This is a genomic window from Novosphingobium olei, assembly GCF_012927405.1.
GTDB classification, from domain to species: Bacteria; Pseudomonadota; Alphaproteobacteria; order Sphingomonadales; family Sphingomonadaceae; genus Novosphingobium; species Novosphingobium olei.
Genome location: NZ_JABBGM010000007.1, coordinates 156,948 through 168,388 on the forward strand (window position 1 = coordinate 156,948; position 11,441 = coordinate 168,388).

At 62.3% G+C, this 11,441-nt stretch carries 10 protein-coding genes; 4 read left to right on the forward strand and 6 right to left on the reverse strand.

Annotation, left to right across the window (positions count from 1 at the left end):
* Nucleotides 1–58: 58 nt before the first annotated feature.
* Both HHL27_RS15790 and HHL27_RS15795 read right to left on the reverse strand, forming a co-directional pair.
* Complete coding sequence (locus tag HHL27_RS15790) at nt 59–862, reverse strand: TniB family NTP-binding protein (RefSeq protein WP_240959890.1); 804 nt, start codon at nt 860–862, stop codon at nt 59–61.
* 17 nt (nt 863–879) lie between these two features.
* Nucleotides 880–2,550, reverse strand: coding sequence for a Mu transposase C-terminal domain-containing protein (locus tag HHL27_RS15795; protein ID WP_169494347.1), 1,671 nt, complete (start codon nt 2,548–2,550; stop codon nt 880–882).
* A gap of 225 nt (nt 2,551–2,775) precedes the next feature.
* Between HHL27_RS15795 and HHL27_RS15800 the strand changes: the two genes are divergently transcribed.
* A complete protein-coding gene (locus HHL27_RS15800; protein WP_240959893.1) occupies nt 2,776–3,168 on the forward strand; it encodes a hypothetical protein in 393 nt (130 codons plus the stop codon).
* Nucleotides 3,169–3,174: 6 nt separating this feature from the next.
* On the opposite strand, the gene HHL27_RS15805 is transcribed toward HHL27_RS15800, so the two are convergent.
* From HHL27_RS15805 to HHL27_RS15815, 3 genes are all read right to left on the reverse strand, one after another.
* A complete protein-coding gene (locus HHL27_RS15805; protein WP_011906627.1) occupies nt 3,175–3,453 on the reverse strand; it encodes a WGR domain-containing protein in 279 nt (92 codons plus the stop codon).
* Nucleotides 3,454–3,580: 127 nt separating this feature from the next.
* Nucleotides 3,581–4,564 carry a ParB/RepB/Spo0J family partition protein gene (locus tag HHL27_RS15810; RefSeq protein WP_010890895.1) on the reverse strand — a complete coding sequence of 328 codons (984 nt, stop codon included), beginning with the start codon at nt 4,562–4,564 and terminating at the stop codon, nt 3,581–3,583.
* Nucleotides 4,565–4,795: 231 nt separating this feature from the next.
* Nucleotides 4,796–6,001, reverse strand: coding sequence for an AAA family ATPase (locus tag HHL27_RS15815; RefSeq protein WP_011906626.1), 1,206 nt, complete (start codon nt 5,999–6,001; stop codon nt 4,796–4,798).
* Between the two features lie 553 nt (nt 6,002–6,554).
* Between HHL27_RS15815 and HHL27_RS15820 the strand changes: the two genes are divergently transcribed.
* Complete coding sequence (locus tag HHL27_RS15820; protein ID WP_010890897.1) at nt 6,555–7,859, forward strand: replication protein RepA; 1,305 nt, start codon at nt 6,555–6,557, stop codon at nt 7,857–7,859.
* Nucleotides 7,860–8,052: 193 nt separating this feature from the next.
* Here the strand turns inward: HHL27_RS15820 and HHL27_RS22475 are convergent, their stop codons facing one another.
* The gene (locus tag HHL27_RS22475) at nt 8,053–8,196 is read right to left on the reverse strand and encodes a hypothetical protein (protein WP_156135851.1); all 144 of its coding nucleotides are present in this window, start codon (nt 8,194–8,196) and stop codon (nt 8,053–8,055) included.
* Between HHL27_RS22475 and HHL27_RS22480 the strand changes: the two genes are divergently transcribed.
* Both HHL27_RS22480 and HHL27_RS15830 read left to right on the forward strand, forming a co-directional pair.
* Nucleotides 8,152–8,775 (forward strand): DUF7146 domain-containing protein, encoded by a 624-nt coding sequence (locus HHL27_RS22480; protein WP_420874073.1) that lies wholly within the window; start codon nt 8,152–8,154, stop codon nt 8,773–8,775. The genes HHL27_RS22475 and HHL27_RS22480 overlap by 45 nt on opposite strands.
* Before the next feature lie 68 nt (nt 8,776–8,843).
* Nucleotides 8,844–11,297, forward strand: a complete 2,454-nt coding sequence (locus tag HHL27_RS15830) for a strawberry notch-like NTP hydrolase domain-containing protein (protein ID WP_169494348.1) — start codon at nt 8,844–8,846, stop codon at nt 11,295–11,297.
* Nucleotides 11,298–11,441: the final 144 nt, after the last annotated feature.

Consider the following 11,441-nt stretch of genomic DNA (forward strand, 5'->3'; position numbering starts at 1 on the left):
TCGTTGGGCCGCGGCCGCACCCGGAAGGCCAGCGGTTCGGGCGGATCTGCGCCCAACATCAGGCGGGGACATGAGCGGGGAGCAAGTCCGCCGCGGCCCGCAGATCGGCGAACGCGACCCGCTCGCGCCCGTCGCGGTGCGCGACCTTGAGCGCCCAGTGGAGCAGCCGCTTGAAATTGCCGGTGACGCCGTGGCTGTGCCGCCAGATGAACTCGGCCATATCGGGCTCTGCCAGGCGTTCGGGCTCGACAAGCCGCATCCCCTGCGCCAGCGCGAGAATCAGCCGCTGCGAGGCTTCTCCCGGCGCCCAGGGCTGCAGCCGCAGCACGATCGAGCGATAGGCGAGCTCGACGTCCTCGGCAAAGATGTCTGCCGCCACCTCCAGCCCTGCCACCACCATCGGCACCTTGCCTTCGCTCATCAGGAACCGGAAGGCGTCGAGCGTGTCGCGCCGGGCCTTGCCACCCGCGGTGAGGATCGCGTGGACATTGTCGATGGCCACCAGCCTGGTGCGCTGCTGCTGCAGCAGGTCCACCACCTTGAGATCGGCAACCCGGTGGATGCTGCGCGTAATCGGCCAGCCCTGCTTCCACAGCAAGGTCAGGTTGATTTTGAGCGAGGTCGGACTGGACGGGATCACCGTCCTGAGCACGGGGGCATGACGCGCCTCGTCCCAGTCATACGGCTCCGGGAAATCAAGCAAGATCCTGCGCTGAGCCTCGCGCAGGATCGAGGTCTTGCCCATGCCCGATTGGCCGACAAGGATCACGCAGGTGGGCCGTTCATCGGGCTCGTCGTGCGCCAGATCGACCAGCGTATCGACCGCGCGGCGGGCCTCGACGAAGTCGATCCAGAAGGCCAAGCCAGGCTGCGCGGGATTTAATCCCGCCATTGGAGCCATCCGTCATCGGGCAGCTGCGCCGCGGGGATCCAGTTCGCCGCCGCCGTGTCCGCGGCGGGCCTTGCCGATTCGGCATGCGACACCCCTTCGCGCTCCTGCCGCTTGCGCTCCTGCCGGGTGCTTCGCGTGCGCTGCCTGGCCGTCAGGGCTTCCTGCCGTGCCGCCTGGATATAGCGTGCCGTCGCAGCGCGGGCGCCATCGGCCTGGTAGGCCGCCCCCTCTTCGCGCTGCCGTCGCCGCGCGGCTTCCCACTCGGGCTCGGTCACGTGCGGGTAGCGCCCGACAACCGGCACGGACAAGAACGCCCCATCGAGGTCGGCGTAGACTTCCTGCAAGGTGCGTTCGTCGCGGTGCACCGTGATTTTCTGGCCGATGCGCGGCGCCAGCAGTGGATGCCAATACCGGCGATGGCGCAGCTGCAGGCCATAGGAATGCACGGTCAGCTCGCTCGCCGGCAGGAATTGGCGGGTCAGATGGCCGATATCGAGGCCTGCCGACAGCAACGGCGCCCCGCCGGATGTTTCTTGCGCCCAGACCTGCGCCGGACAGCGACCGCTCAGCCCCCGGTGCGGCGTGTTGTGGTAGATGCCGATCTGGAACAGCAGCCAGCGTTCGAACTCGTCGATCGTCATGGCTGCGGCCTGCCCGGCATCGTAGCCGTCGCGCTGCGTCACGTTCGATCCTGTCGCCCCCGGCAGCAGCCGCATCTTGCCCACCATGGTGCCGATCAGCCGCTCGATATGCCCGCCAAAATGCGCCGGTCCGCGCGGGCGAATATCGGGGTCGATGCCGTTGGCCAGGCACGCGCGGCGAAAGCTTTCGGCCCGGTGCGGGGCGGCATGATCGGCATGAAGTCGCTTGAACTGGCCATGCATCGGATAGTCGACCTCAACGCCGAGCTGGCGGAGAAGCGGCTCCTTGGGCAGCAAAGCGTTGGCCACGGCCCGACCGCAGCGGAAGATCGAGGGGTCGCCGAAACTCACGTAAAAGCCCAAAATACTGCGCGTCGAGATCTCGATCAGCAGCGTGAGCCAGGGACGACCCAGTTCCGCGCGATGCACACTGTCGACGAGGATCACATCCGCGCGGGTATGATCCATCTGCACGAGGTCGAGCAGGCCGCTGCTCTCATAAGCGCCGGGATGCGGCTCGTGGGCGCTGCGCTGCTTCGACCCCATGCTCGCGCGCGCCCGCTGCGGCGCCGATATCTCACCGATCAGCCGAACGATCGTCCGCTCGCTGGGAACTTCCGCTGGCGCGAACCGGAAATCGCCGGTTTCGGCGATGAGCAGGCCGCGGATTTCGCGCGCGGCCAAGGCTGCTGAAGGAGGCGTCTTGGTGAGATATATCTCACTGATCAGGCCTTCCAGCGCCTGTCGCATCGCCGGCGATAGGCGATGATTACCCACCTTGGGCCCCCTCGGCGTGGGGGCCAGCGAGGCGGCGACCGGATCGGCCCGGAACCTTACGGCAAGGCGACGCACCTGACGGTCACCAAGGCCCGTGGCCGCAGAAACCGCCGCCACCATGGATGCCGTCAGCTTACCGACCAGCGGCACGTGCTGTCGGAAGGCAGCGTAGAGCTCCGCGCCTGCGGCCAGGGCTTCGGTTGACTTGACCTTTGGCCGATGTGGTTTGCGCTCGATCAACCGCCGTCCCCTGACCGAAATTAGGCCATGCCGATGACATCAACTTTGGCAGAGCGCCCGACACAATAAATCGGCTTGCTCGAATTGATGGCATCGAAGTCGATCTAATTGATTGATATTAGGTGCATAAATTATGTTGCCGCTAACTTTGGCAGCTAACACCAACGGTTTGCCGCGCGGGGCAGCGCCTGGGCCGCCTCGCTCGCCGCGGCGATGCGCCCGCATGTGTTCTCGCTCGGTGCGGCGCCGCTCGCGTTGGCCGGGCTCGCCCCGCGCAGCCTGTTCAAGGCGGACCTGGAAAGGCCCCTTTCCGCCTTGCTGACCTCCGCGATCGATGCGGCCGCGACCGATGTGGCAACCGACCTGGCCGCAGTGCGTACAGCGCTTGCGCTGGGCGACGAACGATTGGCGGGGCTCTACGCCTCATCGCAGGCGCCGGCGGTGTGGCAGCTGATCCTGAGCCTGGGACCCCTCACCCGCGCCGAACTGGCCCGCGCGCTTGATGTGACCCGCCGAACGGCCTCGCAGGCCGCCGCAGCGCTCGACAGGGCCGATCTGGCCACCCTGCGCCCCGGTGACCATGCCCTGGCCCCCATTGCGGCTCCCAGGGCCTCCTGAGGCGCGTTACGGCGCCAACGACACCTCGCGGTAGGGCACGCCAATCCTTTTGGGGGCTGACGCCCGGCGCTTGAGCAACTGGCGGGCAAAGCGTGCGGCTTCGTTTTCGTCGGCAAACGAGACCGCCCTCCCCTGCCCTTTAGTGCCGATCCGCCCCCAGGCGAACTCGACGATCGAGGCCCCGAACAGGTCGCGGCTCACCGCGACGGTATAGCGCCGGGCGACATTGCGCTCTGCGCAGACGGCTTCGAGCCAAATGAAGCTGCCGTGGGTCGGGGTGTCCATGCGCGCATAAATGCCGCACGAGGATTCATGCAATCCAACGGGAATTTTGAATCAGTCGAGTCTCAGTGATTCACGCAGGCGATTTATCTCGGGCACCGCCCCCAAGCGGTCAGGATGGGCATTTGGATCAGCTTTTCTGCAAGACGGACTCGATCGCCTTCAGAACCTCAGCCGTTGATGCACCGCTTCGAGCAGGAACCTTGAACGTGTGCCCTCCCCTCGCCGAATGCGCATAGCGCAAGATCACCTTGCCATTCGCCCCCCTCACTTCGGCATCGGAGTTCGATGACTTCACTGGAGCGACCGTTGCGCGGATGAGGCGCTTCGCAATCTCTGGAGCGGGAAGCGCAGTTCCAAGATCATCGCGCTCAGCCACGATCGCACGGCTTTCGGCGATCATGAGATCCAGTGCGCGCCTGTCAGAAGTCAGTGGCTTGATGTCTCGCGCCACCCGCACGGTAATGCCATGGGTGTCCGGGAAAGCAGCAACGATCTCTGATGGTAGCCGCGCCACGTCCAGCAGGCGGCTGAGCCACGACTTCGATATCTTCAGATGCTCGGCCATCTCACTTTGGTTTGAGTTGTAAAACTCGTCGAGCGCGCGGGAATATTCCTTCGCGCGCTCCCAGTCGGAGATATCCTTCCGAGACCTATTCTCAATGTCGGAAACCCGAAATGCCTCTTCGTCGGAGACGTTCTGGATCGTTACGAGATATTCGAATTCGGGATGGTGGTGGGTACGCAGCCACTGAACCGTCCACCAACGACGAACGCCCGCAATGATCTCGAAGTCGTGATCAGGGTCGTCCTTGAGGCGACGGACGATTGCCGGGATTCGCTGCTTCTTAGCGGAGAGAAATGCGTCGATTAGATCGCGGCAGCTATCTTCGGAAAGATGGTCGAGGTCGCGGTTATGAAGGCGCCAAGGTCGGCAGCGCGCGGGATCAACCCACTCCGTCCGGTCGGTCACGACTTTGCCTGCCGCGATCCTTGCCAAACTCTGACTGCGGCTTGCCATAATGCTTTCGGAGGGAGCCGGCGCGCCAACCTCGATATCGTCATCCAGCCCTTCCGTCAGGCTGCTTCCGAAGCCCCGATTTCCCTTGGCCATATCGTATCCCGAACCTCTCTTCTTTATTCGCCGGAGGCATAGTTGCCACGTGGCAACTGCCCTCCATGAGCCGCTGTGAGGCCGCCAGATTTGGTAAGTTGCCACGTGGCAACATTCCCAAGAAACTGCCTCAATCCCACGCCTCAAGCCTCATACCAACCAATCAAATTTCACTGACATGACGTTGATAATATGCGGTTTTATGCCCGAGTTGCCACGTGGCAACTTTGACTAAACCGCCTCCCCTGCCCTGCTCGCCCAAGTGCGCAGGACGTCAGTCTCAATCTCTCTGCAGACGTCGCTCAGATGCTTCATGCAACGGTTGTGAACTTCATGCGAGGTCACTGGCCTGTCGAGCTCAAAAACGGTCTTCATGCGTGAGCTGGCGTTGTCGATTTCCGCGCTGGTTTTCAGAACAGATGTCGCCATTGAACCGCCAAAGACCTGCCGCATCATCGACAGGATTTCCCGGTGCATAGACTTGCTTTCATCCACTCTGCTCCCAACCAGGCGGATGAAGTTGTAAGCTGGCTTCACCCTGCCCGCGATTTGCTCAAGCTGCTTCATCGTGGTGCGAGCCATGTCGATAAAGGACACGGTAGACGCGAAGTCGATCACACTCGGCGGTACGGGAATGACCATCGCATTGGCTGCTTGAAGTACCGCCATGGAGACCATGCCGAGAGCCGGCGGCGGATCCATGACAACGACGTCATAGTCGTCGACCACCGTATCGATAGCTTCGGCGATCAGATCGATGATGTCGAAGTTCTGATTCTGCGCCAGGTAGCCCGCGATCTCGTATTCGAGATTGTAGAGTTTGAGGTTGGCTGGGATCAGGTCGAGGCCAAAGAAGTGAGTCTTGCGGATGATGGACCGCACCCCGAGGAGTTCGGGATTATGAAAATGCCCGTAGAGAGTGTCGTCTTCGGTCAGATCCACGTCGGGCCGATATCCGAACATCATCGTCGAGCTGGCTTGGCTGTCGCAGTCGATGAACAGAACGCGGTAACCGTGAATGGCGAAATGCTGAGCGAGATGCAGCGCGACTGTCGATTTCCCAACACCACCTTTGAAATTGGACACGGAGATAACCGCGGGCGTGTCGGTTGGTTCTCGCCAGGGGCGAGTTCCGAAAACGGCGCGCATTTGATCGAGCTCTTCCAAGGTGTACTGGACCCGATGGCCGGACGCAGTTCGATCGCGTTGCGGCAGTCGCCCATCGCGCTCGGCCTCACGGATTGCAGAGGCAGTTCGGCCGACGAGCGCGGCCGCCTTCGAGATTGAGTAGCACGGCCCGACCTTTTGGCCGGTCTCCGGATCCAGGGCTCCATCGCGAATACGCTTAAGGATGGTGAGGGCCTTTCGATGTAAGGTCCCCAAGCCGTCTTCCAGGAGTTCATCGGTTTGTGCGTCGAGCGCTGCTTCGCTGGCCATGGTCACCGCTTTGTGAGATTGAGCGGGCGAATTAGCACTCTTGGCAGTTTTGAGCAAACTTTGGCCACCAATCTTACAAAGTGACCGATGATCTCCGTGCTCTTTTCAGGCTAGCGCCGAATCAGAGGGGTAGGACGGATCGAAAAGTCACTGGTCGCCAGGGAGCAGGGAGTTCAATCTTGTGACGCGCATCGGCGGTCGCACAAGGACGTGTGTGCCTAGTTTGGCCCCCTGTGGACAATCACCGATGATCTCGGTGCAAACCGATGAATTCAGTGCATTTAAGCGATGATCTCGGTTCTCTTGAGACCGATGATCTCGGAGCCCATACCTACTAAAGGAATCTCCTAAGAAAATCCGATTCGCGAATCGTTTTTGAATTTTGGTCATTGGATTTTGTTGTGCGCCGACAAACCGCTCCGAGATCATCGGCGTGTTTGGAGGTTTCAGGCCCGGAAATCCGTCAAAACTGCCAATGGCCTTGCTTTCGAAGATCAAACCTGTTGATTAACGACCAACCCGGGGCTCCAATGAGTCGGGAAGGGACGGTTCAATGAGCGGAGACACACTGCGTCCAATCGGACATCAATACGCTCTAGCAATGCTAGGCGGTGGTGAAGAGCGAGTCAGGTCACTAGCGCAGTCTGCCGGCACTCAGCTGACCATGGATGCGTTTCTCAGGGTTCAGGATGAAGAGCCCGTACCGGCATTTCTGCATTCAGCGCTTTGCGCGATGTCCCTGCCCACGAAGCGGCCGAAGGATGATACGCAACCCATCCTTCGCGAAGACGGAAAGTATGCGCTGGCGATCAACCCCAGGCCCATATTGCAAACCGTCGATGGCAAGCCGACACTTCGAAGCCTCGGAGTACCGTATGGGGCCTATCCGCGCGTCGCGCTGATCTATCTGCTGTCGCAAGCAGTCACGAAGCGTTCGCGCGACGTCTACTTGGGTCGCAATTTCACTGAGTGGATGCGCCGTCTTGGCTATCAGACAGTTTCCTATGGACCTCGCGGTACCGCCAATTTGATGAGGGAGCAGGTGGACCGGCTGCTTGCCTGCGAATGGCAAATCCGCTGGGAGGGTAACGAGGGTGGGGACAACGCATTCGCTGTTCGGGATGTGAAGATTTCCAACGAGTACGCCGGATCGCTTGAGAAAAACGGCGCATTTGCGCGTGAAATTCGGATGTCAGAGGCATTCTACAGCCACCTGCTTGATCATGCCGTACCGCTTAACGAGGTCGCTATTCGAGAGCTCAAGGGCACCCCAACTGCGCTCGACCTCTATACCTACCTTGCGTATCGACTGCCACGGATCGGCAGTGACCGGGGGCAAGTAATCTCCTGGGATCAACTGGCCAAGCACTTGGGCAATGACGCCGACAGCAAGCGTTTCCGGCAAACCGTGCGAGAGACCATGCAGTTGGTTTCGGCGGTGTATCCCAACGCAGATGTCGATTTCAGCGGTCGCAAGGTGGTGTTGCGACCTTCGCCAGCCCCATTGGAGCGAAAGCTCGTCGGTCCGCACCTGCGTGTCATTGGTGCACCAGCGTTGGAAACCGCACCGAGATCATCGGTCCCGAAGATGGCTCGCACGCCCCTTCGCGAAACGAAGACCACCGAACCTCTGCAGCATTTTCCGGGCGGTAGCCTGACATACGGCGACCGAGAGACGAAGTTTCGGGCGATCGGTCTCGATAAAGGTAAGCCGTGGTGTGTTGATACCATGGCAAACGCTTTTCGTGCGGGCTTCCCTGGCATCAAGCAAGCGCGCACTGATGCCGAGTGGCTCAGGGTCTGGGAGGCCTTCGTTATCAAATATGCTGACCGGCGCGCTCAGGCAGGCGCAAACTGACCGATGATTTCCGAGCACATCGCCGACGGCTGATTCGCGTCGGGGGAGGGGAGTAGGGCTGAGCTGGGCGGTTATGCCCCTCATCAGCAATCACCCTACATCGGATCTCCGAACCCTCGTCGCCCGCCTAGGTGGCAAGTGGACGGGCAACACCGCGATGTGTCGTTGCCCGTCCCATGCAGACCGAACGCCGTCACTGGCGATCAGGCAAGGCGATCGCAGCATCCTCGTGACCTGCCATGCCGGTTGTGATGCTACCGATGTTCTTCGAGCGCTTCGCAGGATCGCCGACCTGCCAAGCGTTGGCCCCGCTGAGGTAGTTGGCAGACAGGCTCACCAGCCATCAGCCTTTCTTGCGATTTGGCAGGCAGCTCGTCAGATCGAGGGCACGCTGGCCGAGCGCTATGTCCGCGAAGTCCGCAACGTCTGGGCACCGCTTGAAGACCTGCGATTTCATCCGCGCTGTCCGAAAGGGCAGGGGAGGCTCGTTCAGTTTGAGCCAGCCTTGCTGGTCGCGATGCGCAAGGCGGGCGAGATCGTCGCGATCCAGCGGATATTCCTCGATCCAACGACGGCCCACTACACCGAGAAGCTCGTCCTCGGGCGAGCGATCGGCGCTGCCTGGACCAACGGACCACCGGGCAAAACGATTGGCCTCTGCGAGGGCTTCGAGACTGCCGCGGCATACACCTCACTGACCGGCATCCAGGCATGGGCCACCATGGGCGCCAAGCGCTTCCACCAGGTCGAGATCCCGGCCAGCGTTGAGCGCGTGTTCCTGCTTGCTGACAACGACCCTGAAGGCCGCCGCGCCGAAGCCCGTGCGCGGCAAGCATTGGCCCGACCGGGCCTTGCGATCAACACCGAGTGGCCACCGGGACGCATGAACGACTGGGCGCAGCTCCTGAAGCGCTGAGGGGAGGGGGGCTGCAGGGGATGTGCCGCCGGTCGGCAGCAGACCTCACAATTCTCCCGGAGACCTCCATGACCGCTACGATCTCAGGCAGCAGCGCCATTCTCGGCGCTGCGCGAACGCTTGCTGCCAAGCTCCTGCTCGCCATTCCCATCGATCGAGCGGCTCTCACGGAGGCCATGACCGAGAGCTCGGGCGGCAACGATGCTGCGGGAGCCTGGACCCAGCGCGAGAGTTTCGAGGCGCTTGAGGTGGCGCTGGCCATGGCAATTCCGGAACTGGTCGGCCGAATGGACGCCGGTGCTGCCATCGGCACGCTCGAGGCGCTTGCTCGGGAATTACCGACCCACACGGTGCGCAGCGAAGACCAGATCGCTTTCCAGCAGTTTTCTACCCCGCCGGCGCTGGCGTGCCTTGCCGTCCATCTCGCGCGCCTCGGGTCCGAAGATATCTTCCTCGAACCGAGCGCCGGCACCGGGATCATCGCTGCGCTGGCAAGAGGCGCGGTGAAGCAGTTCCTTCTCAACGAACTCGAACCTACCCGCGCTGAGCTGCTCGAAGGCCTATTTCCGGGCTCTTCAGTCTATCGCCACGACGGCGCCAAGATTGCCGCGCTGCTCGCCGGGACCGCTCGGCCGAGCGTGATCGTGATGAACCCTCCGTTCTCGGTGTCGCAGTCGCGCGGCGAAGATCAGAACACAGCGGCACGGCACCTGCGCGCAGCACTCGACCATCTGTTGCCCGGCGGACGGGTGGTGGCGATCATGCCGGACTGGTTTGCTGAATCCGCACGAGGTGGCGAAGTCTATCGCCGTACTCTGGAAGGCGCACGGGTCGTCATGTCGCTGCGGCTCGACAAGGGCGGCTACGCCAAGCACGGCACCGGCATTGCGGTGCGGTTGCTGGTAATCGACAAGGTTCCGGGCGAGACCTCGGTTTCGACGATCAATCGAGCGTCCGTAAGCGAGCTGTTCGCGGCGCTAGGACCTATTCCTCCACGCGCTGCGCTGCGCGTGGCCAGTCCGGCTGCCGTGGTTCGGCCCAAACTCAGCTTGTTCCGATCGGTGAAAAGCGGCCCGGCGCGTCCGGTGATCGTGCGGGCACCGCAGACCAACGAGGTCAGGCCTGTCGCCTACCAAGTGCTCGAGGAGGCCGCGGCAATGGGCGAACAACGCGGGGTCTATGCCGACTATCGCCCCTCGCGCGTCGTCATCCCCGAAGCAGGTGAGCATCCGTCCCATCTGGTCGAATCCGCCGCCATGGCGTCAATCGCCGCGCCCAAGCCCGGCTACATTCCGTGCCTGCCCGAGCGGACGGTGACCGCGCGGTTGCTCTCGGCGGCCCAGCTCGAGACCGTGATCTACGCGGGCGAAGCCTGGAGCCGCGATCTCCACGGCCGCTTCAGCCAAACCGCTGGCGAGGTGGCGCTCAAGGAAGACCCCGAGGGTCAGCTCTACCGCACCGGCTTCTTCCTAGGCGACGGGACCGGAGCGGGGAAGGGGAGGCAGGCGGCGGCCTGCATTCTCGACCAATGGCTGAAGGGCAATCGTCGGCACATCTGGATCTCGAAGAACGCACCGTTGCTCGAGGATGCGCAGCGCGACTGGACCGCGATCGGCGGGCTGCCATCGGACATCATTGATCTCGCGCGCTGGAAGATCGGCGAGGAAATCACCGCGCCCGAGGGCATCCTGTTCGTCCCCTATGGAACCCTTCGCTCTGCCCGTGTCGAGGATACCCGGCTCGACCAGATTGTGCGCTGGGCCAGTCCCGCATTCGAAGGCGTGATCGTGTTCGACGAAGCCCATGAAATGGGCGGTGTCGCTGGCGGGGAGGGGGCTCTCGGTCAGAAACAGGGTTCGCTCCAGGGGATCGCTGGAGTGCTGCTGCAGAACACCCTGCCGCGCGCCCGCGTGCTTTACGCCTCGGCCACCGGTGCTTCGGACGTCAACAACCTCGCCTATGCGGTGCGGCTTGGCCTGTGGGGACCGGGCACGGCCTTTGCGAACCGCGAGCAGTTCATCTCCGAAATCCGCGACGGCGGCATTGCGGCGATGGAACTGGTGGCGCGCGACCTCAAGGCGTCGGGGCTCTATCTCGCCCGCGCGCTCAGCTTCGCCGGGATCGAGTACGACATCCTGCGCCACGACCTCAGCATCGACCAGATCGCGATCTATGACACCTATTGCGAGGCCTGGACGATCATCCACCAGAACCTTGAAGCCGCGCTTGAACTGACGGGCGTGGTCGACGGCCTCGAGAACCGCACGCTCAACAGCGGCGCCAAGGCGGCGGCGCGCAGTCGGTTCGAAGGCACCAAGCAGCGCTTCTTCGCGCAGGTGCTGCTCTCACTGAAGCTGCCTTCGATCTTCCCGGCGATCGACGAACACCTCGCCCAGGATGAAAGCGTGGTGGTGCAGCTGGTCAGCACGGCGGAATCGATCCTCAATCGGCGGCTTAATGAGCTCGATCCCGAGGAGCGCGAGGCGCTGGAATTGGACTTGTCGCCCCGCGAGGCCATCTAATGTTGAGCTCAACATTACACATATTCTTTGCAGTCGCAGTTTATGTCGAGCGTGGTGGCGGGAGGCGCAGGTTTCCTTCGGTTTTCCATGATTTCACTCCAGATAATTACGGTTCCCTCGACCTCAACAAGTCGAAGGAACCAA

Bases quoted from the DNA above. Each gene is read 5' to 3' on its own strand.
- HHL27_RS15820 (WP_010890897.1), top strand. From the start codon at position 6,555: ATGAGCGGAGACACACTGCGTCCAATCGGACATCAATACGCTCTAGCA.
- HHL27_RS15815 (WP_011906626.1), bottom strand. From the start codon at position 6,001: ATGGCCAGCGAAGCAGCGCTCGACGCACAAACCGATGAACTCCTGGAA.
- HHL27_RS15805 (WP_011906627.1), bottom strand. From the start codon at position 3,453: ATGGACACCCCGACCCACGGCAGCTTCATTTGGCTCGAAGCCGTCTGC.
- HHL27_RS15830 (WP_169494348.1), top strand. From the start codon at position 8,844: ATGACCGCTACGATCTCAGGCAGCAGCGCCATTCTCGGCGCTGCGCGA.
- HHL27_RS15810 (WP_010890895.1), bottom strand. From the start codon at position 4,564: ATGGCCAAGGGAAATCGGGGCTTCGGAAGCAGCCTGACGGAAGGGCTG.